This is a genomic window from Vibrio sp. LQ2, assembly GCF_023920125.1.
Classification (GTDB): domain Bacteria; phylum Pseudomonadota; class Gammaproteobacteria; order Enterobacterales; family Vibrionaceae; genus Vibrio; species Vibrio fluvialis.
Map to the genome: position 1 here is coordinate 2572254 of NZ_CP085308.1, position 23037 is coordinate 2595290.

Below are 23037 nucleotides of genomic sequence, written 5' to 3' on the forward strand. Positions count from 1 at the left end.
AAGATCGCCGCAATGATCAGTGCTGACAGGTTCAGGCTCAACGAACCTAAGAAATAATTAACAGCACCCACTAGATATAAAGGTTTACATTTCAAATGGTTAACAACTCAATTCAATGGTTTCCAGGCCACATGCACAAAGCGCGCAAGGAGATCGAAGAAGCGATTCCTCAGGTTGATGTGATCATCGAAGTGCTCGATGCGCGTATCCCTTTCAGCAGCGAAAACCCCATGATTTCTCAACTGCGTGGTGAAAAACCCGTGGTAAAAGTGCTGAACAAGCGCGACCTTGCCGATCCGGAATTGACCCAGCTTTGGATTGAGCATCTGGAAAAAGAAAAGGGTGTAAAAGCGATGGCCATCACCACATCGAACACTCAAGAAGTACACAAGATTCTTGAGCTGTGCCGTAAATTGGCTCCGCACCGTGAAGAGATTGGTAAAAACATTCGCACCATGATCATGGGCATTCCTAACGTGGGTAAATCGACCATCATCAATACGCTCGCTGGCCGCGTCATAGCGCAAACGGGCAACCAACCGGCGGTCACTCGTCGTCAGCAGCGCATCAATCTGCAAAACGGAATTGTGTTGTCAGACACTCCGGGAATCCTGTGGCCAAAAGTTGAAAACCCGCACAGTGGTTTTCGCTTAGCCGCGACGGGCGCAGTGAAAGATACAGCGATGGAATACGATGAAGTGGCGTTCTATACGGTGGAGTATCTGGCAGCACACTACCCAGAGAAGCTGAAAGAGCGTTACCAAATCGAAGAGACGCCAGAATCCGATGTTGAATGGATGGAAGCGATTGGCCGTAAACGTGGCGCCCTGCGCGCTGGTGCGCGTGTTGACTTACACAAAGCGTCTGAAATTCTGCTGCACGAACTTCGTCAGGGTATTATCGGTCAAATCACTCTGGAATTGCCTGAGATGATCACTCAAGAGCTGATCGAAGTGGAAATCGCAGAAGCGCGTAAAGCTGAAGAGAAAGCCAAAATCAAAGAAGAGCGTCGCAAGCGTTACCTACGCAACAAACGCTGACTTGTTGAATAGAAAAAGGGCGATGTGATATCGCCCTTTTTGTTACCTGATTTTTATTTACGGCTTTTCGATACCAGCAAGCTGCAGCAGAATATCTTCCAACTGAGCCCACGGCATCAGTTGCGAATCAATGACTTCGATGCGGGATTCAAAACCTTCCAGGCTCATTTCATTCACGGAAACTACGCCATTGGCCACATTAAAGGCATAACAGCCGCGTTCCGTATTCACCACAGCTTTGACGCGTTCTGCCGTTAATTCGCTGAATAGTGAGAACAAACCATCAAATGGGAATCGGTATTCCGCACCAAACAACCAACCACAACTGAAGTAGCCCTGACCTTTGTTTTCACGACGCAGGAACGGTTGTTTTGGATCGAGCTGGAATTGGGGTTCCATGGCCGCATGATGATGGTGATGTTCTTCAACATGATGTGATGCGCCGTTTTCCAAACGTTCAATATCCAGCACTTCCAACGGCAGATGACCTTGAGACACCAACTTGTGAAACACTTTGGCAGGCGTTTGATCCGTCACCCAGTCGTTAAATGCATCGATATCGTCAGCAGTACACTCATCCACTTTATTCCCGATGATCACATCAGCACTGGCTAATTGGTCATTGAAGTTCTGATTGGTGGTGTATTTCTCATCACGCAGATTACGTGGGTCAACCAGCGCGATGGTGGCTTTTAAATCGACGTGATCTTGATACTGAACAGAAGTCAGTGTAGCAATGACCTGCTTTGGATGACCAAGGCCGGTCGGTTCAATGACTAAACGATCCGGCTTTTGACGCAACAATGCATTGATGCCAACCGACATTGGTACACCAGCGGTACAACACATGCAGCCGCCAGGTACTTCTTTAATCAACGCACCTTGCTCCGACATCATCGCGCCATCGATACCGATTTCGCCGAATTCATTGACCAGTACCGCCCATTTTTCATGCTGCGGTTTATTCTTGAGAAGATTGAGAATCGTTGTGGTTTTACCCACGCCGAGGAAGCCCGTAATGATATTGGTAGGAACTTTAGTTGTCATTGAGTCACTCCTTTTGCAGGAGTATACCGAGGAAAACGTACTAGAGTACACCCCGGAATTTCAAGGGGCATTAACAGCAAAAGGCGCACTACCCAGAGCGCGCCTCGTTCCTCGTAACTCAATCGTGAGTCTGCGAGTCGGAATGTCTATAGATGCAATCCGACCATGTACGAGGGTATTTGATTTGAAATATGTTTGAATCCATCCAAATTGTCTGTAAGGCCCTCATATCCTCCATAAGAAATGTTCAAATCTGCCTTACAACTTAACTATGGTTCATTTTGCTCAGAAAACAAGTTTTGATAGTAAGTTTTTAACGCCGATCCCGAATTCGCCAGAACATTCCATAAATCAATCATATGTGAAATTCAATATTGCAACTTTGAAGCTATAGTTGGATGATGTGCAGGGTATAATTCTAGGCCATCCCCCGTATATCAACACTTGAGGCCCTTTTTAAATGTCTAAGAGAGAGAAATTTAAACACAGTTTACTTGCCAAAGTTCCCAAAGACGCCATCAACCAATTTCTCTCCAAAGATAAAACCCCGGTTTCCGTTCTGCTTCTGTCCCTTATTGTTGGCATTCTGGCCGGCCTTGTGGGCACTTATTTCGAACACGCGGTGCGTCTGGTTTCAGAAACCCGCACTGAGTGGCTGAAAAGTGAAATCGGCAGCATGTTACCTTTGTGGTTAGCGGCATTTATTATCAGTGCAGCCCTCGCCTTTATCGGCTATTTTCTTGTCCATCGGTTTGCCCCTGAAGCAGCCGGTTCAGGTATTCCTGAGATTGAAGGCGCGATGGATGGCATGCGCCCGGTTCGTTGGTGGCGAGTGCTGCCAGTAAAATTCTTCGGTGGTATGGGCGCGCTGGGTTCGGGTATGGTGCTTGGTCGTGAAGGCCCCACCGTTCAAATGGGCGGTGCCATCGGCCGAATGGTGACGGACATCTTCCGCATCAAAAATGATGACACCCGACATTCACTTCTTGCCTCCGGTGCTGCAGGCGGTTTGTCCGCGGCCTTTAACGCTCCGTTAGCCGGAATCATGTTTGTGATCGAGGAGATGCGCCCCCAATTTCGCTACACCCTAATTTCTGTGCGCGCTGTTATTATCTCATCGGTTGCTGCCAATATTGTTTTCCGTATGGTTAACAGCCAGGAAGCGGTGATTACGATGCCGCAGTATCAGGCACCAAGCCTGCCAACACTGGGACTGTTCTTATTGCTGGGTATGCTGTTTGGCGTGTTCGGCGTCCTGTTCAATCATTTGGTCACCGTAGCCCAAGATATTTTCGTTAAGATCCATCGCAATGATCGTAAACGTTATCTGATCACTGGTTCTTTGCTGGGTGGCTGTTTTGGTTTAACCCTGCTCTACATTCCTGAGCTGACTGGTGGCGGTATTTCGTTAATTCCAACCATCACCAATGGTGGATACAGCGCTAACATTTTGCTGTTGCTGTTTGTCGGCCGCGTGCTGACCACGCTGCTCTGTTTTGGCTCGGGAGCCCCTGGCGGTATTTTTGCACCGATGCTGGCACTGGGTACTCTGTTTGGTTACGCATTTGGCCTCATCGCGAAAAGCCTGCTGCCAGAAATGGATATCGAACCTGGCATGTTTGCGATTGCAGGCATGGGGGCATTATTTGCGGCCACGGTACGGGCTCCAATTACAGGCATTCTGCTGGTCATTGAAATGACCAACAACTATTACCTCATTCTGCCACTGATCATCACCAGCCTCGGCGCCGTGGTGTTTGCGCAGATGTTTGGCGGTCAGCCGATCTACAGTCAGTTGCTGCATCGAACGCTGAAAAACGAAAAACTTCGTCAACAGGATCTGCCGCAGCAGGAGTAGTTTTGTTTACCATTTTGTGACTGTAACACGCAGAATTGTTACACAAATTTATCCAATTCTTGATAGAATCGCCGCGCACTTAACATTGAGTACGCGGCGATTGTTTTTTAACACATTCTCGCCCTGTTCGGTGCCGTTAAACGTCGATAAAAGGGAGTTTGGTGTTGAACTGGAAAAGACTGATTCAGGTACAAAGTGTTCCGCCTTCGCAGGCAGCACTGGCATTGGGTGTGATTGGCCTTGGTCAGGCTTGGGCACTCTATGTTCCGGAAATCGGTTTAGCCCTTCGTCCTTACTTAGTCATCGCTGGCGCTATTTTGCTGCTTCCGGTACTCGCACGTTACCTCACCAGTTATTCCACCTTTATCAACGATATCCGTCATCCGTTGTCGGGAAGCCTGATGGCGCCGATGAGTATGGCGTTGCTCATCCTGTGTGACTATCTGGCTGTCATCTCCCCCACCATTGCGTATCCGATTTGGGCCATAGCCCTTTTGCTGCACTTCACCATGATGATGCTGTTCTTCAGCTTTCAATTGCTCGATTTTAAAATGTCGAACATTGTACCGAGCTGGTTTCTCTACCCCGTCGGTTTGATCAGTAGTTCACTGGCTGGCACTCAGTTTGGCCACACGCTGTTTTCAGAAACCTTGGTTACCGTATGCATCGGTATCTATTTCTTCATGTTACCGCTGGTGCTGTACCGCTTGGTCTTTGAAGGTATGCTACCAAGACGAGCCCGACCGACCTTGGCCATTATGGCCGCCCCGATTAACCTCACCCTTGCCAGCTATCTGGTGAATTTCCCACACCCTGACCCAATCCTGACCGGCGCGCTGGCTGGCATTGCCATTACCATGACGCTGCTGATTTATCTCTGCTATATCCGCCTGCTGCGATTAAAGTTCCAGCCATCTATTGCAGCGGTGACGTTCCCTTCCGTAATCAGTGCAATTGCCATGCATCGCCTGACCAGCTTCTTTCAGGATCAGTTCCCACATTGGCACTGGCTGCACAGTTTCGGTTTGTTCGAATTAAGTGTCGCAACCGGATTAGTCATCTGGGTGTCTTACGGGTACGTCAAAATGTACTGGCCTGAGATATTCCCAAAAGCTCAATAATATTGAATCTTTAGATTTATTTAATATTACGCGTTGCACGCGTTTATTTGTATCGCACTCGCCGAGTGTAATGTTTATGGCGGAATAGCAAACTCAATATAACTCAGTTTGCTGTTGCTTCCAAAATATTCAAATTTGGCGAATGCATTTTTACTCAACATCATCCATATATCCTTTGTCAGCTGGCATTAAATTTTAATTAGAAGGATATTTTCACCATGAAAACTGATGCCAAAAATAATCGGTTACCTGAGTTTATTCAGGACCGTTTAAATTTCTTCGTTCGCGATTTAATTCAAAGTAATAACAACGGTAAACATCTGGTATTAGGTAAACGCCCTTCACAAGGCGATATTGTTTTACAAAGCAACGATTACCTCAGTCTGGCTAACCATCCGTTGATTCGTGCGCGTTTGAAAAAGGCCATCGACGATACTCATGACAGCGTCTTTATGTCGGCGATTTTCCTACAGGATGATGAGTCGAAACCAAGCCTGGAACATCAACTGGCAGAGTTCGCTCACTTTGATTCCTGCCTGCTGTCGCAATCGGGCTGGAATGCCAATACCGCTTTGCTGCAAACCATCTGCGCGCCAGGAAGTAATGTCTATATCGACTTCTTTGCTCATATGTCTATGTGGGAAGGCGCTCGTTACGCGAATGCCACTATTCATCCGTTTATGCACAACAACTGCGACCATTTACTTAAGCAGATAAAACGCCATGGCCCGGGAATTATCGTCGTCGATTCAATCTACAGCACCATTGGCACCATTGCGCCGTTAGCTGAATTAGTCGCGATCGCTAAAGAGACCGGCAGCGCTATTCTCGTTGATGAATCGCACTCTCTTGGCACCCACGGTAAGAATGGCGCAGGTTTACTGGCAGAGTTAGGTTTATCTGATCAAGTGGATTTTATGACTGCGAGCCTGGCGAAAACGTTTGCTTATCGGGCGGGAGTTATCTGGGCAAATAATAACGTCAATCAGTGCGTTCCATTCGTGGGTTATCCGGCGATATTCAGCTCAACAATTTTGCCTTATGAAATTGCAGCTCTCGAAGCAACGCTGGATGTGATTAAATCCGCCGATGAACGACGTGAGCGTTTATTTCATAATACACATATATTGTCTACGGGATTAAATAGACTTGGTATTAATATTCGCAGTCAATCGCAAATAATAGCGTTAGAAACTGGAGATGAAAGAAATACAGAAAAAGTCCGCGATTATTTAGAAGATAACGGTATTTTTGGCGCAGTATTTTGCCGACCAGCCACAGCGAAAACTAAGAATATTATTCGCTTGTCATTAACCAGTTCTGTCACTGCTGAACAGATCGACCGTATTTTATCGGTCTGCCAAAATGCGGTAAACAGAAGCGACCTTTACTTTAAATAACCACGGGAGACCTAGCTCTGGACCTCCGTTCAGAGCTAGATCCAGTTTGCCAGTTTACCAAGTAGTTTGTCTTTATCAGCGGGTTTAACGATGTAGTCGTTCATGCCCGATTTATGAATTTTTTCGATCGTCATCGGGCTGTTATCGCCCGTATGCCCGACAATAGGAATGTGGCGGTACGGCTTGTCCGAATCACGAATAACCCGTGTTGCTTCTATGCCATCGATAAACGGCATTTCGATATCCATCAGGATCAAATCGAAATCGCTGCTCTCGACCGCATCCAACGCCTGTTGACCATCATTTGCCTGTACCACTTCATAACCCTGCTTTTCTAGCATCAACGCGGTGAAGGTACGCAACGACTGGTTATCATCCACTACCAGAATACGGCGTTCATACGTCTGTTTCTTCTGCGGAATCACGTTGCGATCCTGCACCAGTTCCGCGACATCAAAGAACAGCTTGTCCAGTTCTTTGTCCGTATCCCGTAACATCTGACGAATGTCCAGCGGCGTTACGCGTAAATGGCGCTCAATATTGATCGGATATTCCCGCTGTTTATCAAACAGGTAGACAATTTGCGCTTCAGTAAAGTGTAGTTTACTTTCCAGTTCGACCACCGATTGCCAGTGATCTTCAACCTGTTCGATATCCAGCACAATGGCATCATATTCGAATTCATACTCTTCGCGTACCAGAGCTTCCTGCAACGTCACAAGGTGCAGACGGAATCCCTGATAAAACGATGTCTCACTTAAATGGCGACTCATTAATCCTTGTGTTCCAATATACAGAACGGATTTATTTTTCATCAGATCCAGTTTGATGTGTGAGACTTCCTGAGACTCATACAGAGGGAAACTCAGAGTAAATTCGGTCCATTCCCCCAGCACCGACGCACACGCAATGTTACCGCCAAAAGATTTCATCACTTTGCGGCAGAAGGGTAATCCAAGTCCGTAGCTGCCATTTTTACCGAAGGTATAAAAATCTTTAAAAATATCGTCGATGCGATCCGGCGCAATGCCTACGCCATTATCTTTGACCACGATGAGGTTCTGATTGCCCTGGGTTTTCAGGGTGACATCAATATGGAACTGCTCGCTGTTCTGATAATAGAAGGCGTTTTTCAGCAAGTTATACAGTGCGAATTTCAACAGCGTATCACTACCGAAATAGTCGAAGTCGTCCTCGACCACTAAAGTCACCGATTGACGATCAATCGCACGCTTATAGGAGAACGAATGTAACGCGTAGTCAACGACTTCGCGCGCCGACTGCTTCCTGAACGTGGAACGCGATACTCGGTTCTCATCGATTGAGGTCAGTAACAGATCGATGGTTTCATTACCGGTGTGAATAACGTCGTCGGCATTATCGAGAATCTCATGCAGCAACGTCAGATCTTGCTCATCAATATGCGCGCCACGTGAGATGTTGTTTTGAGCCGGAAGAATGGAGCGCAATACATCAACCGATGACTTCAATGCACTCAGCGGGTTACGCATTTCATGCGCGATGCCCGCACCGAACGATTTGGCAATGGAGACTTTTGATTCGTGAGAGCTCTGGTTCCTGAAATAAAACAGGTTACCAAACACATAGGTGAATAGGAAAATCGGTACGTACGGCCACAAAATATACTGTTGCGGCTCATAGTGCTGAATCCAATACACCGCACCGTAGGCTGCCAATATGGATATCGCGGCCTGGAGCAGCATAACTTTGGTCTCATGCACCAGCAGAATGTGCAGGAATATTGATGCCATAAAAGACATCGCCCATACGGTCGACCAGTCATTCATCAGCATCATATAAGCGAAGAAGAATGGCAGGCAGAAACCTATCATAAACAGGTAATAATACGGCAGATACCGCTGCCACAATTTGGGCACGGAATTACGAAACGCGATGCCACCGAACAAACACGAACAAAAGCTGCGTAGCAGCAACGATTCGTATGGCTGTGGAAAGACGTACTGCCAAATATAGTAGTAGAGTGGAAAACCAATAAAGCCCATCCACCCCACGAGGGTGAGGTTAGGCTCAGCATACTGGTAAATTTTCTTTACTACTTCCATGTGCTCTTACCAAACTCTGATTTAATCATTATTAGACGAGTTACTATTTTATCTGCTGTTCAACAAGCAGCGACCTGTTCAACAAGCAGCGACGGCTTCCATAATGCACTACTAATAACACGTAGCACAAATGAAACCGGATGCCTACTACAACCAGTTATGCGACTAACTTAATCGAACTGCCACGGCCGCTGGTTTCAACGTCCAACCGCAATGAAATTTGTTCTTTCAGTTCTGTAACGTGAGAGATGATCCCGATGGTTCTTCCCCCTTGTTGCAAGTCGATGAGGGTTTGAATCGCCAAATCTAACGATTCAGGATCCAAACTGCCAAAACCTTCATCAATAAACAGGGTATCTAGCCTAATACCCCCGCTGTATGACTGAACGACATCCGATAAGCCCAGCGCGAGAGACAGCGCTGCCATAAACGACTCACCACCCGATAGCGTCGCGACATCGCGCCACTTGCCGGTGTAGCCATCTTCAACCATCAGATCCAAACCAGATCCCGCGTTACCCTTCGCCCGCTCTTCTTTACGTTTGAGTAAGTAACGCCCTTTACTCATCATTTGCAGGCGTTGTGATGCCTGAATCAGAACATCATCCAGCAGCACGCCCAACACAAAGCGGTGTAAGCTCACTTTAGCCCCGGTACGACCGTTGGCGATGTCGCTTAATGTTCCATAGACCTGATACGCTTTATCCAGTTCCGCATTTTTTTCGTACAGACGAGCCAGTTTTTGTTCCACCTGAACCAAGCTGTCCATGCGTGAACGGTGCACGGCAAGTACGTTGAAGGCCGCGGTGACAGCAGACTGACGTTCCGCCAGTGCCGATTCTAAGTTTTCCATCTGTGGCAGAGTTTTATCCGCCAGAGATTGAACCAGGCTTTCCAACTTACCTTTAAGCGTAGCCAGTCCTTCATCAAAACGACGAAGTTGTTCATCTAACGCAGCTAATGCCTGATCATCCAGCTTGGCGGCCAGATACGCTTCGCGATCAGCAAACGGCGTTTCCGCCAACGCCTGTTGCCACTGCTGCTGTGCGCGTTTCACTTCACGACTCCATGACGTATGTTGCTCCTGAGCACTGGCCAGTGCAGCTTGCGCGGACGACAGCTGATTTTGAGCAGCGTTCAGAGCAGCCCTTGCTTGCTGCTCCGCTTCCGTCAGCGCTTTAATCTGTTTCTGTACCTGACTGTAACGCTGACGCACTTCGTCCACATGAGTAAATTCAGAGGTAATATCGCGTTGCAGATCATTGACGCGTGTTTGCGCTTCCGCCACAGCGATTTCTGCGGTTTGACGCGCGGCCAGTTGATTGTCCAGCGTTTGCTTGGCGGCGTTGAAGCTAAATTCCAATTGCTGCAATTGCTGTTCAAGCTGAGCCGGATTGAGCGCCTGTAAGCGGGCAATTTCAGTGGTCAGTTGTGTTTGCTTCGCATGTAATTCAGCTAACTCGGGAATGCGTTTTTCTTTAATCGCGGTTTCAAGCAACTCAACATCCTGCTTGAGATGCTGATGCTCTGCTGTTAGAGCTTCATGACGCTTGAGTGCTTGTGTCTCAGTGTTCGCCGCTGTTTGCTGGTGATCACGCGCCTGCTGAACTTGTTCTTTCGTGACAACGTCACCAGAGAACTGCGCTAATTGAGGGTGCGAATGACTCCCGCACACCGGGCAGGCATCACCTTCCTGTAACAGCTTGGCCAACTCCGCCGCTTGGTTGGTATGCCAGACGTATTCGAGTTGATCAGCCCTTTGCTTCGCCAGACGCGTCTTTTCTTGCGCTTCCTTATAAGCCTGCTCCGCTTGCTGATGCAGTTGCGCCTTGTCGTGCAGCTGTTGTGTCAGTTGTTGCAGACGTGTGCGTCGCTCAATATGTTCACTGATGATATTCAGGCTCGAACGTTGGCTATCCAAAGTAGCCAGTTGCAGCTGAGCCGCCTCTTTCTCTTTGCGTTTCACCTGAATTTGTTGGTCCAGTGTTTGCAGTGCCGACTCAGCTTGCTGAAAAGCGTGTTTAGCGCTGGTAAACAATTGTGACGCCGCCGCCAGTTGTTTTTGCTGTTCATCCAGTGCCGCAAACTTCTTACCTGTTGCTTCCAACTGATGAAGTTGGGCGGTTAAAGACTCAAGCTGGCTACAATTGCTTATCGCCGCCTGATACACCGTATCCGCTTCCGTGACTTGCTTTGTTGCAAGCGCCACGGCATCTGTTCTGGCAACCACCGCACTTTGAGCTTGGTTAAGTTGCTTTTCCGCCGCGTTCATTTCGTTGAACGGAGAGTCCAGACGAGCGGCCTGCAATGCTTGCTGCTTGCGAGCGCGGACAACGTCCATTTCACTCTGCTTGGCCACCTCAAGCTGCAACTCTTTGTCCAATGCTTCTTTTTGCGCAAACTTCTGTTGCAGCTCTATCGCTGCGCCGTGTTGCTGTTTCACCGTATCCAGCGACGTTTGTGCCGCTTGATACGATATTTCCGCCTCTTTCAAAACGGGCGCCAGCTTGCTTTTCTCGTCTTTCAACTCCTCTTCAGAGCTCACCGACACCACATCCAGCGCACCTTTAATCTGGTTATCAAATTCGTCTTTTTCTTTACGAATCCCTGCAGCGCGTTCAAACAGCGTACGTTCAATCTGGGTATAGATATGCGTTTGAAATAGCTGGCCGAAAATCTGTTCACGCTCCTTCGAGCTGGCGATCAACAGCTCACGGAATTTCCCCTGCGGTATCACCATCACTTGGCGGAACTGTTTTACATCCAAGCCAATCAAGTCAACCATCGCTTTGGCGACCGGACTTGGGCGGTTCGCCAGCAGTTTTTCCTCGCCTTCGACGATTTCACACAGTGTCGCGCTATGCGATTTCTTGGTCGTGCCTTCACCCCGTTTTTTCGGTACTTCCTGATCCGGGCTGCGGGTCACGTTGAACACCCGGCCATTCAGTTCAAACATGAACTGGATTTCAGTCAGCAAACCTTCTTCGGCGTAATCACAGCGCATCTGATCGCCCGTGCGTTCACTGCCCGTCGTTTCGCCATACATCGCATAACAGATCGCATCAAGAATCGAGCTTTTCCCCGCTCCCGTCGGACCATTAATTAAGAACAGTGGCGCATGACCGAGTTCGGTAAAATCCACCACTTCTTGGGACGCAAATGGACCAAAGGCTTGTAGAGTCAGTTTAATCGGACGCATAAATCAGTGTTGCTCCGCTTGTTTGAGTGACTGGATGACTTCGGCCATCGCCGACTCTTGTTGTTCGGACAGCGGCTCTTGCTTCGCCTCAAGGAAAAAGTCACGGAACATATCCATTTCACCACGGGCCAGACGCGCGCGCCCCATATCCTGGTCGACGCCAATCAGCATGCCGGGCTTTTCGAGGTGCAAAACGTTCGGATAGACCTTACGTAACTTTTCCATTGGATCGAGAATGGCGTGTTTGTCATGCAGGCGCACCAAAAGATAGTCGTGAGCACTCGGATCGGTTTTGCCTTGTTCAAGCAGTTGATCCAACTCACCTTCAATAATACGCATGTCATGAGGTGCGCTCAGTGGAATGTGCTCTGCGGCAACAAAGCCTGCATCATTCAGCTCGACCAGCGTCATTCCTTTTTTCTGATGCTGCTCTGAGAAACTGTATTTCATCAGTGAGCCGGAGTAACGAATGTGTTCTTCACCCTTTTTTTGCGGCTGATGAAGATGGCCCAGTGCCACATAATCGAAATCAGCAAAGTGTTCGTGGTTAACACGATCTGAACCACCAATCGACAGAGGACGCTCTGAATCCGATTCCATCGCTCCATCGACAAAGCAATGACTGATCAATACGTGACGTTGTGACGTATCACGTTGCGCTTTAATACATTCACACAGAAACTGGTGCGCTTCATCGTGAGTAGTGACGCTGTTTTGGTAGTGATGGCGAACTTGTTCCGGGTCGTTGTAAGGCATCCCATAGAAAGCAACGTCGCCAGCCAGCTCAGATTTCAGTACCACAGGTGTCATCATCTGCTCAAAATCGCTGATGATATGTAATCCTGCGCCTTTCATTTGTTTCGCGGCAAAACCGAGACGCCTGGCGCCATCATGATTACCGGGAATCATAATCATCGAGATATTGAGGTCCGTGCAAATCGAGCTTACCACTTCATCAAGCAACTCAATCGCCACGGTTGGCGGAACGGAACGATCGTAAACATCCCCAGCGACGATAACGGCATCGACAGCGTTATTTTTCAAATAATCAATCAGTTGTTTAAGGACGTAACGTTGATCTTCCAGAAGGGACACATTGTGAAACTGGCGACCTAAGTGCCAATCAGAGGTGTGCAGAAACTTCATTCCTAGCCTGTTGAACGAATATCTATGAGTAATTTGTGCTTATGATACTCGTTTTAAATGGAATTGCGATGAATGAAAGGAAAAGATTGAACATAGATCGATCCCTGCGGCACTAGGTGCGACAGAGATCGACGCTAAGACAGAATGAATGATTATTCATTCTCCTTCGAATATTGTCGATTTAACGAGTTCGTACTTTCAAACGACGCGGAACCAATTCGACCCCGGCCTGATAACGTTTCGCAGAAGCATTGAGCGCGAGAGCCAGCGCACTATCGGCGATCACTTCAAATTGCTGTGGCAAAGAATTCACTTTTATCGGCAAGAAATCCAGCAAACGATTATCACCGAACGTTGCCAGACGAATGGTTTGCATTAAATCCGGGTGCGCCAAGAGCACATCCAAAATCCCTTCCAGCAGCGTATATGACGTTGCGACAACGGCATCCGGGACGTCTCCGGCAGCGACCCATTGTTCAAACACCCGGCGGCCTTCATGGCGGTTAAAGTGTTCGCCATAACCCACTTTGGCTTGGATGTGATTGAGTTTGAGCGCAGATTCGAAACCTTGTTGACGCTCCTGCGAAATGTTCAGTTCAGGCAGCGCGCCAACCAAACCCACCGTTTTAACTGCGTTGCCCAATACTGAACTGGTGAGTTCAAAGGCCGCGCCAAAATCTTCGCTGATTACACAGGCAAAGTATTCGTCGTCCAACGGACGGTCAATCGCGATTACTGGCGTACCAGAGTTTTGCATTTTGAGGTAAAACTCGCTGGCATTTGGCATGGTGCTGGCGACAAACAGTGCGTCAATGCGGCGCGAAACCAGCGCATCCGCCACACTCATTTCGGTTTCCGGATCATCGTCTGAGCAGGCAATCAGAATCTGATATCCAGCCTGCCTTGAATTTTGCTCCAACAGTTTTGCGAGCCTGGCATAACTGGTGTTTTCCAGATCAGGAATAATCAGGCCGAATGAACGACTGTTACCAGCCCGCAACGCCGATGCGGCGTGGTCTGGTCGGTAGTTGTGAGCTTCGACTACCGCCATCACTTTTTGTTGTGTCTTCTCACTGATCCGATACTTATGTGCCTTTCCATTGATCACATAACTTGCGGTTGTCTTGGAAACACCCGCCAATTTGGCGATTTCATCTAGTGTCATATCCACTACTCGTGTTCTGTGCGTCGGATCATAGAAATAACCTTTCGATCCTTGATGATGTTGAATTATACGCTGAATCGATTCAGTATTGAAGCTGAAAGGATTCAGCAAAATCTCAAATTGATAGCGATGTCGAGTTTTTGGAGCTTAGCGCTTTTTTAAACTAAACATATAACAGCAAATGATTTCGCCAATTGGTGGTTTTGCTGAATTTTTTGAACTAAATGCTGAAACGATTCAGCTAAAATTATAAAGCAGGGTAACACCTGACGCCGCAATTGCCATGCGGTGACAACAAAACGCCATATCGATGGCGGAAAGGGGCCAAACATGCTGCAACTCACTACTAAAGACATTCAACTGGCGCAAGCGCAGTCAAACAAGTTGGATGCAATCCGTTCTATCGCCGCTGATCTTGCTAACAAAGGGTTAGTCGATCAGGGCTACGTGGAAGGTATGCTGAACCGCGAAGCACAGAACTCAACGTTTCTGGGCAACGGTATTGCCATTCCTCACGGCACCACTGATACCCGTGATCTGGTAAAAGAAACCGGCGTTGCGGTTCACCACTTCCCTGCTGGCGTTGACTGGGGCGACGGTAACACCGTTTACGTGGCTATCGGTATCGCTGCAAAATCTGACGAACACTTAGGCATCCTGAAACAACTGACTAAAGTGCTGTCTGCTGACGGTGTAGAAGAGAAACTGAAACAAGCGAAAACCGCAAACGACATCATCGCGTTACTGAACGGCGACGTTCAGTTTGAAGCCGACTTCGACGCCTCTCTGATTCAACTGCTGTTCCCGGCAAGCGACATGGTACAGATGAGCGCAGTGGCTGGCGGCCTGCTGAAAAACACTGGCTGCGCAGAAGCGGAATTCGTCGCGGATTTGGTCACTAAAAAGCCAACGCACCTAGGTAAAGGTTTGTGGCTAGTGAGCAGCGACAAAGCGGTAAAACGCACTGGCATGTCATTTGTTTCGACAGCCAATGCGTGTGAATACGAAGGTGTGGCTGTTAAAGCGCTGATTGCGTTTGCTGCATGCAACAGTGCTCATCAAGCCTTCCTGAGCAAAATCTCAGACATCGTCTTTAACCAACAGCAAGAAAAACTGCTGAACACCTCTGCGGAAGCTCTGGTTGCCCTGTTTACTCAAGAAGAACAAGAAGCTCCTGCTGCTGGCGAAGGTAATGTTGCAATCTTCAAGATCAAAAACTCGCACGGCCTGCACGCCCGTCCTGGCGCGATGTTGGTTGCGGAAGCGAAGAAATTCGAGTCCAACATCAAAGTGGCGAACCTTGATGGCGACGGCAAAATCGTAAACGCGAAGAGCCTGATGAAAGTGATTGCGCTCGGCGTAAAACACGGTCACCAACTGCAATTCACCGCAGAAGGCCCAGATGCCGCGCAAGCGCTGGAATCCATCGGTGCAGCGATCAACGCTGGTCTGGGTGAAGGTTAAGGAGCGCGACATGACTAAAAAAGTCGTCACCATCACACTCAACCCTGCGCTGGATCTCACTGGTAGCCTGAGCACGCTGAACGTGGGCTCAGTGAGCTTGGTGAAAGAGAGCAATCTTCACGCGGCAGGTAAAGGTGTCAACGTTGCCAAAGTACTGAGCGATCTTGGCGCAGAGGTTACGGTTACAGGTTTCCTTGGCCGAGACAATCAGGAAATGTTCTGCCAGCTGTTTGCTGAAATGGGGGCCAACGACCAATTCGTGCGCATCGACGGCGCGACCCGCATCAACGTCAAACTGGTTGAAGCGAACGGTGAAGTCAGCGACATCAATTTCCCGGGTATTCAGGTGCTTCCTGAAGACATCGCGGTATTTGAGCACACTCTGATGGCTCTGGCTGAGGAACACGAATACTTCGTCATGGCGGGCAGTCTGCCATCCGGAGTGTCACCTGAGCTGTGCGCTTCGTGGATTGAAAAGCTGCACGCGCTGGGCAAGAAGGTTCTGTTTGATAGCAGCCGCGACGCCTTGGCCGCAGGGCTGAACGCACAACCTTGGCTGATTAAGCCAAACGATGAAGAACTTTCTCAATTTGTGGGACGTGAACTTCACTCTCCGCAAGAGTGCCGCAGCGCTGCTGAACATCTGGCAGACAAAGGTATCGAGAATATTGTGGTTTCCATGGGTGCCGACGGCACCATGTGGTTAAACCAAGGTAAATGGCTTCACGCTAAGCCGCCACGCATGAGTGTTGTCAGTACCGTTGGTGCGGGCGATACCCTGGTGGCTGGTTTGTGCTGGGGTCATATGCAAGCCATGAATAAAGAAGAACTGATCACGTTTGCCACTGCCCTGTCTGCTCTTGCAGTTACGCAGGTAGGTGTTGGTGTACCAAGCGTTGAGCAATTAGTCACCCTACAAAAAGAAATCCAATTACAACCAGTTAGTGTTGCCACTAACAACTAAGGACAGAAGGTCGCATCTATGAATATTGCCATTATTACTGCGTGCCCTAGCGGCGTTGCAAATAGCATTATCGCTGCTGGTCTGCTTGAACAGGCAGCAAAATCCCTCAACTGGACAGCAGCTGTTGAATGCCATTCATCCGTGCTGGAAGGACACACACTTACCGACGCTGAAATCGCAGCTGCAGAGCTGGTGATTGTCGCGGCAAATACGCCCATCGACACAACTCGTTTCGTCGGTAAAAAAGTATATCAAAGCGAAATCTCAGCATGCACAAGCGATCCGGTTGCCTACCTGAAAGCCGCTGCAGAGCAAGCCTCTGAACTTTCCGCGTCGGCTGCGACTACGTACCAAGCGCCGGTTGCTGCAGTTTCGGAAGGCTTTAAGAAAATTGTCGCGATCACCGCATGCCCAACAGGCGTGGCGCACACTTTCATGGCGGCAGAAGCTCTGGAAGAAGAAGGTAAGCGTCGTGGCCACCAAATCAAGGTGGAAACACGCGGTTCTGTTGGCGCCAAAAACCAACTGACTGATCAAGAAATTGCTGAAGCGGATCTGGTGATCATTGCGGCAGACATCGAAGTACCACTGGACCGTTTCAACGGTAAGAAAATGTACCGTACCAAGACAGGTCCTGCGCTGAAGAAAACCTCAGAAGAGATGGATAAAGCGTTCGCCCAGGCAACTGTTTATCAACACTCTGGTTCCGCGAACTCTTCAGCAGCAACGGAAGAGAAAAAAGGCGTCTACAAACACCTGATGACAGGCGTATCACACATGCTGCCAGTAGTGGTTGCCGGTGGTTTGATCATCGCATTGTCATTCGTGTTCGGTATCGAAGCGTTTAAAGAAGAAGGCACACTGGCCGCTGCGCTGATGTCTATCGGCGGTGGGTCGGCCTTCGCACTGATGATTCCGGTTCTTGCAGGTTACATCGCGTTCTCCATCGCTGACCGTCCGGGGCTTGCACCGGGTTTGATCGGCGGTATGTTGGCAAGCTCTATCGGCTCAGGTTTCTTGGGTGGTATCGCTGCGGGTTTCATCGCGGGTTACTCAGCCAAGTTCATTGCCGATAAAGTTCAGTTGCCACAATCCATGGAAGCACTGAAACCGATTCTGATCATTCCTTTTGTGGCTAGCTTAGTAACTGGTCTGGTGATGATCTACGTGGTGGGCGGTCCGGTTGCGGGCATCATGTCAGCAATGACTGAATTCCTGAACAACATGGGCTCAGCAAACGCTGTTCTACTGGGTATTATCCTTGGCGCAATGATGTGTTTCGACCTGGGTGGTCCGGTAAACAAAGCGGCATACACCTTTGGTGTTGGCCTGTTGGCTTCACAAACTTACGCACCAATGGCTGCCATCATGGCCGCCGGTATGGTTCCGGCTCTGGGTATGGGGCTGGCTACATTCCTGGCTCGCGACAAGTTTGAACCAAGTGAGCGCGAAGCGGGTAAAGCCTCGTTTGTTCTGGGTCTGTGCTTTATCTCAGAAGGTGCTATCCCATTCGCTGCGAAAGATCCAATGCGCGTAATCCCATCATGTATGGTAGGCGGCGCGATTACTGGCGCACTTTCTATGCTGTTCGGTGCAAAACTGATGGCTCCACACGGCGGTTTGTTTGTACTGCTGATTCCAAACGCAATCACTCCTGTACTGATGTACTTGGTTGCGATTGCTGTGGGTACCGTTGTAACAGGTGCGGGCTACGCATTCCTGAAGTCTCGCGCTCAAGCGAAAGACGCCGTTACCGCTTAATGTTCCCGTATTGGAGCCAACTACCGATCTTGGCTCCCCTTAAAAGTCCCCTCGACTTTTGCCAGTGAGTGCTTTACTCACTGGCTTTTTTCCATTCAGCACGCATAAAAAAAGCCAACATTTGTTGGCTTTTCATTTATCAGTTCAACCCGCTTATTTGTGCTTAGGCTGAACAAATTTGCGGCTAACATCCACGACAGCAACGTCTTTAAAGAAGCTGCGCCCCAACAGAAGCGGGTAAGTCAGATGGGTTCGGTCAGCGAGTGTAAACTCGGTTTTCTCTTTCAGATCACCGATCTGAATCCAGGCCACCACGACCGCGCGGCGCTGCGTGTCATCAGTGCTTGACTGGCGAATATGAACCCAACGTTCAACCGGAAGACTGGTTTCCTCGCTCTTGATGCCTTCGTGCTCAATACGGAATTTCACCCAGTCCTTGCCATCGCGTTCAAACGGCACCACATCGACAGCACTGATAGACGAAGTGGTTGCCCCGGTATCAATACGAGCCAGGAAGTTTTCTTTCAAACCCGGAACATAAACCCATTCCTTTTCGCCCAGAATGAGCTTGCCGTCAGAAGTTTTCGTCGCTTTGAGCACGACCACTTCTTTCTTCACCTCTTTTTTCGGCTCTTCGACTTTGGGTTCAGACTTGGTATCAGCCACATCCTTGGCGCTTTCGGTTGCTTCCTGCTTAGGTTGTTCAACTTGAGTGGTTTGTTCCTTTTGATCCACATTGGCCGATGGTTCAGTCGACGTCGTTGCACAAGCAACCAGACCACCACTGAGCATCAGAGGAACCAGGAGTTTCCATTGTTGTTTCATTCATTCACCTAATCAAACTACTAACGTTATGAGACTTTAACTATCGCATCCGCAACGTAAGGAATATCTTTCTCCGTCAGGCCTGCGATATTGATACGGCCATCAGCCACACCATAAATACCGAACTCTTCTCGCAAACGAGCCATTTGCTCTGGCGCAAACCCCAGGACCGTAAACATGCCCTTGTGGCTTTCGATAAAGTCGAATTGTGCCGTATTATGTTGATTTCTCAACTCTTTACACAAGGTTTGACGAAGGCTTAACAAACGTTGTTGCATTTCACTCAGCTCTTGCTTCCAAATAGCCGTAAGCTGTTCGTTTTGTAACACGGTTTTGACAAGCGCAGCGCCATGATCCGGCGGCATGGTGTAGGTGGAACGTGCGAGCGTCAGCATTTTGCCTCGCGCATTCGCGACATCATTGGCATTTTTGCCCAACACAATAGCGACGCCAGTGCGCTCTCGATACAGACCGAAATTCTTCGAACAAGACGATGTCACCAACATCTCTTCAACATTGCTTGCCATGTGGCGCAGCCCTTTCGCGTCTTCTTCCAAACCATCCCCAAAGCCTTGATAGGCAATGTCGACAAACGGAATAAAACCATTTTTCTGTGATAGTTCGGTAATTGCCTGCCAAGCTGCAAAATCGATGTCAGCTCCCGTTGGGTTATGACAACAACCGTGCAGCAGAACCACATCTTTCGGACCGGCATGCGCCAAATCGCTCAGCATGCGGTCGGTATCCACCATTTTGGTATCGCGACTGAAGTAAGCATAGTACTTGACCTTCAGGCCTGCTGCTTCCATCACGGGTTTGTGGTTCACATAGCTCGGATCCGTGATCCAGACGGTTGTCTCAGGCTGAGCGACACGCATCAGGTCGCCCAGCATACGCAGCGCGCCGCTGGCGCCCGGAGTTTGAATAGCCGTCACACGTTCATTGACCAGTGACTCGCCCAGCACCAGGTTCAGCATGCTGCGGTTAAACTCTTCGCAGCCAGCAAGGCCAACGTAAGATTTGGTTTTCTGTGTGGATACGACGATATCCTGTGCCTGTTGCACAGCGCGCATGATTGGCGTTTCGCCTTGGCTGTTTTTGTACACGCCGATGCCAAGATCCACTTTTTCAGAACGAGGATCATTTCGGTAAGCAACGGACAAAGAGAGAATTGGATCTAAAGCTGGTGTTGGTAAGTGGGAAAACATGAAAGTCACAACCCTTTGAAATTCAAGTATGACTTTCAGTAAACACCAGATACGCGAAAACCTAAAGCGATTTTTACAATTTGAAGCAATGGATGACTTGATTGCTGCTGCCCCGCCAGTCAAGGCTCGGGTCAGCGTGCTCTTTCTCGAACTTCCCGTCGATTAACACATCAATCAGTTCGACCACGTCACGCTGCGCATCATTGAGTTCAGCCAGCAAATAGCCCGTCCAGAGCCAGATATCTTTGCCCGGGCACTCCGCCCTCACCCGCTGCACGAGTTTAAGCACCGATGTGACGTTTTGCGGATGTAACGGATCGCCACCAGACAGAGACAAACCGCGGCGGAAAATCCGGCTATCGTTGAGATCGCGAATGATTTGGTCTTCCATGTCCGGAGTAAACGGATGACCAGAGTCGAGTGGCCAGGTGCTTTGGTTATAGCAACCACGACACTGATGAACGCAGCCGGAAACGAACAGCGTACAGCGCGTTCCCGGCCCGTTGACCACATCAATCGGATAGTATTGATGATAATTCATAGTGTTAAAGGTGTTTGACTCGGCGTTTCACTTCTTCCTGTTTACCGAAGTTGAACGGCCGTGCATCCGGGCTGCCGAGATAACCACACACACGGCGGGTAACGGAAACTTTGCTTGAGTCATGGTTGCCGCACTTAGGACACACGAAGCCCTTACTGGTACAGTCAAACTCACCGGTGTAACCACACTCGTAACACTCATCAATTGGCGTATTGGTCCCGTAGTAAGGCACGCGGGTGTAGCTATAGTCCCAAACGTTTTCCAGAGCTTCGATATTACGTTGCATATTCGGGAACTCACCGTAGCAGATGAAGCCACCGCTTGAGATATGCGGATACGGCAATTCAAAGTCGATCTTGTCGTACGGGTTCACTTTCTTCTCAACATCCAGATGGAAACTGTTGGTGTAGTAGCCTTTGTCGGTAACCCCTGCAATCACGCCAAACTCTTTGGTATCGATGCGGCAGAAACGGCTGCACAAGTTTTCACTCGGGGTGCCATACAGGCTGAATGCATAGCCTGTTTCTTCTTTCCAGCTGTCTACTGCGTCACGCAGTTTACGGATGATATTGACCGCATGTTCACGCAGTTCGCTGTCATCGTATACGTGCTTGTCCTGACCAAACAGGGCATTAATCGTTTCGTGCACACCGATGTAACCCAGTGAAATTGAAGCGCGACCGTTTTTGAAGATCTGCGCAATCGAATCATTGGCATTCAAACGCACACCACATGCGCCTTCCATGTACAGAATCGGCGCAACGCGCGCTTTCACATTTTCCAGGCGGCTGATGCGAGTTTCCAGTGCACGGCGAGCCAGTTTCAGTTTGTCATCCAGCAGCTCGTAGAACTTGTCGAGATCACCTTTCGCTTTAATTGCAATGCGAGGCAGGTTCAGGCTGACAACGCCAAGGTTGTTGCGCCCCTCATGGACCAACTCACCATTCTCTTCATAGGTATTGAGGAAACTGCGGCAACCCATCGGCGTTTTGAATGAACCGGTCACTTCCACCACTTTGTCGTAGTTCAGAATATCCGGATACATGCGTTTCGAGGCACAGTCAAGCGCCAACTGTTTGATGTCGTAGTTGGGATCACCTGCTTTGTGGTTAAGACCATCTTTGATGGCAAACACCAGTTTAGGGAACACAGCCGTTTTACGGTTTTTACCCAAGCCTGCAATGCGATTTTTCAGAATCGATTTTTGGATCAAACGCGATTCCCAGCTGGTACCCAGACCAAAGCCGAAGGTCACAAACGGAGTCTGGCCATTGGCGGTATGCAGCGTGTTTACTTCGTATTCCAATGACTGGAACGCGTCATAACACTCTTTCTCTGTACGGGCGCTGGCAAACTCTTCCGGACTATGAATATCCCACTCTTTCGCGATCTCCAGATGTTTCTGATAGCTGGCGGTGACATAAGGTGCCAGCACTTCATCGATACGGTTGATGGTCGTACCGCCGTAAATGTGACTCGCGACCTGAGCAATGATCTGTGCAGTCACTGCCGTCGCGGTTGAAATGGATTTTGGCGTATCTATTTCCGCGTTACCCATTTTAAAACCATGGGTCAGCATGCCTTTCAAGTCGATCAGCATGCAGTTAAACATAGGGAAGAATGGTGCGTAATCGAGATCGTGATAGTGCAGGTCGCCCTCTTCGTGCGCCTGAACAATATCGCGCGGCAAAATGCGGGTCTTCGCATAGTGTTTTGCCACAATACCCGCCAACAAATCACGTTGAGTCGGGATCACTTTGCCATCTTTGTTGGCGTTTTCGTTCAGCAGATCCGCATTGCTTTCCTGAATCAGGCCTTCAATCTCCTGGGTCAGTTTGCTCTGCTTCTCACGCGCGATGTCGCGATCATGTCGGTATTCAATGTATGAACGAGCTAATGCTTTGCAAGGCCCTTGCATTAGCTCGTTCTCTACCAGTGTCTGAATTTCTGCGATATGAACTTCATCGTATTCTTTGAGTTTGAGTTCGACCGCGAGCGCAACATTTAGCGCGTATATGGCGATTTCACTGCTGACTTCGTCTGCGGCACTTTCGACCGCAGCCTGGATACGATCTCGGTTAAACGGGGCTTTTGAGCCGTCGCGTTTGATTACGATAGGTTTCACCTTGTCTCCTTACCCCAGCATATTCACAGGATTATCCACAAATACACTATATAGGGCTTACCTTTATCCAACTGACACTATATGTTGTG

General features: G+C 49.0%; 16 protein-coding genes. 7 read left to right on the forward strand and 9 right to left on the reverse strand.

Going from position 1 to position 23037, the window contains the following annotated elements:
• Nucleotides 1-95 precede the first annotated feature (95 nt).
• Nucleotides 96-1040 (forward strand): ribosome biogenesis GTPase YlqF, encoded by a 945-nt coding sequence (gene ylqF, locus LGV68_RS12025; protein WP_032081916.1) that lies wholly within the window; start codon nucleotides 96-98, stop codon nucleotides 1038-1040.
• Between the two features lie 57 nt (nucleotides 1041-1097).
• Here ylqF and LGV68_RS12030 read toward each other — a convergent pair whose 3' ends face one another.
• Nucleotides 1098-2087, reverse strand: coding sequence for a GTP-binding protein (locus tag LGV68_RS12030; protein WP_172571334.1), 990 nt, complete (start codon nucleotides 2085-2087; stop codon nucleotides 1098-1100).
• Between the two features lie 460 nt (nucleotides 2088-2547).
• Between LGV68_RS12030 and clcA the strand changes: the two genes are divergently transcribed.
• The 3 genes from clcA to cqsA all read left to right on the forward strand — a co-directional run bounded on the left by clcA (nucleotide 2548) and on the right by cqsA (nucleotide 6466).
• On the forward strand, nucleotides 2548-3945 hold the full coding sequence (gene clcA, locus LGV68_RS12035) for a H(+)/Cl(-) exchange transporter ClcA (protein ID WP_020328471.1): 1398 nt from the start codon (nucleotides 2548-2550) through the stop codon (nucleotides 3943-3945).
• Between the two features lie 164 nt (nucleotides 3946-4109).
• A complete protein-coding gene (locus LGV68_RS12040; protein ID WP_038157684.1) occupies nucleotides 4110-5066 on the forward strand; it encodes a TDT family transporter in 957 nt (318 codons plus the stop codon).
• A gap of 218 nt (nucleotides 5067-5284) precedes the next feature.
• Complete coding sequence (gene cqsA / locus LGV68_RS12045; protein WP_233976640.1) at nucleotides 5285-6466, forward strand: alpha-hydroxyketone-type quorum-sensing autoinducer synthase; 1182 nt, start codon at nucleotides 5285-5287, stop codon at nucleotides 6464-6466.
• A gap of 35 nt (nucleotides 6467-6501) precedes the next feature.
• On the opposite strand, the gene LGV68_RS12050 is transcribed toward cqsA, so the two are convergent.
• The 4 genes from LGV68_RS12050 to cra all read right to left on the reverse strand — a co-directional run bounded on the left by LGV68_RS12050 (nucleotide 6502) and on the right by cra (nucleotide 14060).
• The gene (locus LGV68_RS12050; RefSeq protein ID WP_252535273.1) at nucleotides 6502-8550 is read right to left on the reverse strand and encodes a hybrid sensor histidine kinase/response regulator; all 2049 of its coding nucleotides are present in this window, start codon (nucleotides 8548-8550) and stop codon (nucleotides 6502-6504) included.
• 157 nt (nucleotides 8551-8707) lie between these two features.
• Nucleotides 8708-11749: an SMC family ATPase gene (locus tag LGV68_RS12055; protein ID WP_252535275.1), complete on the reverse strand. Its 3042-nt coding sequence runs from the start codon at nucleotides 11747-11749 to the stop codon at nucleotides 8708-8710.
• A 3-nt stretch (nucleotides 11750-11752) separates the two neighbouring features.
• Nucleotides 11753-12895, reverse strand: a complete 1143-nt coding sequence (locus tag LGV68_RS12060) for an exonuclease SbcCD subunit D (RefSeq protein WP_252535277.1) — start codon at nucleotides 12893-12895, stop codon at nucleotides 11753-11755.
• Nucleotides 12896-13076: 181 nt separating this feature from the next.
• Nucleotides 13077-14060: a catabolite repressor/activator gene (cra, locus tag LGV68_RS12065; protein ID WP_024375459.1), complete on the reverse strand. Its 984-nt coding sequence runs from the start codon at nucleotides 14058-14060 to the stop codon at nucleotides 13077-13079.
• 330 nt (nucleotides 14061-14390) lie between these two features.
• Between cra and fruB the strand changes: the two genes are divergently transcribed.
• Genes fruB through fruA form a run of 3 tightly spaced genes read left to right on the forward strand, consistent with a single transcriptional unit; the run spans nucleotide 14391 to nucleotide 18249 of the window.
• Nucleotides 14391-15524 (forward strand): fused PTS fructose transporter subunit IIA/HPr protein, encoded by a 1134-nt coding sequence (fruB, locus tag LGV68_RS12070; RefSeq protein ID WP_020432690.1) that lies wholly within the window; start codon nucleotides 14391-14393, stop codon nucleotides 15522-15524.
• A gap of 10 nt (nucleotides 15525-15534) precedes the next feature.
• Nucleotides 15535-16488, forward strand: coding sequence for a 1-phosphofructokinase (pfkB, locus tag LGV68_RS12075; protein WP_024375458.1), 954 nt, complete (start codon nucleotides 15535-15537; stop codon nucleotides 16486-16488).
• An 18-nt stretch (nucleotides 16489-16506) separates the two neighbouring features.
• Nucleotides 16507-18249: a PTS fructose transporter subunit IIBC gene (fruA, locus tag LGV68_RS12080; RefSeq protein WP_222737962.1), complete on the forward strand. Its 1743-nt coding sequence runs from the start codon at nucleotides 16507-16509 to the stop codon at nucleotides 18247-18249.
• 153 nt (nucleotides 18250-18402) lie between these two features.
• Here the strand turns inward: fruA and LGV68_RS12085 are convergent, their stop codons facing one another.
• From LGV68_RS12085 to nrdD, 4 genes are all read right to left on the reverse strand, one after another.
• Nucleotides 18403-19074: an ATP-dependent zinc protease gene (locus LGV68_RS12085; RefSeq protein WP_020328460.1), complete on the reverse strand. Its 672-nt coding sequence runs from the start codon at nucleotides 19072-19074 to the stop codon at nucleotides 18403-18405.
• A gap of 26 nt (nucleotides 19075-19100) precedes the next feature.
• Nucleotides 19101-20282 carry an amino acid aminotransferase gene (locus tag LGV68_RS12090; protein ID WP_158126218.1) on the reverse strand — a complete coding sequence of 394 codons (1182 nt, stop codon included), beginning with the start codon at nucleotides 20280-20282 and terminating at the stop codon, nucleotides 19101-19103.
• 73 nt (nucleotides 20283-20355) lie between these two features.
• A complete protein-coding gene (nrdG, locus tag LGV68_RS12095; RefSeq protein ID WP_024375454.1) occupies nucleotides 20356-20823 on the reverse strand; it encodes an anaerobic ribonucleoside-triphosphate reductase-activating protein in 468 nt (155 codons plus the stop codon).
• Between the two features lie 4 nt (nucleotides 20824-20827).
• Nucleotides 20828-22948: an anaerobic ribonucleoside-triphosphate reductase gene (nrdD, locus tag LGV68_RS12100; protein WP_252535279.1), complete on the reverse strand. Its 2121-nt coding sequence runs from the start codon at nucleotides 22946-22948 to the stop codon at nucleotides 20828-20830.
• Nucleotides 22949-23037: the final 89 nt, after the last annotated feature.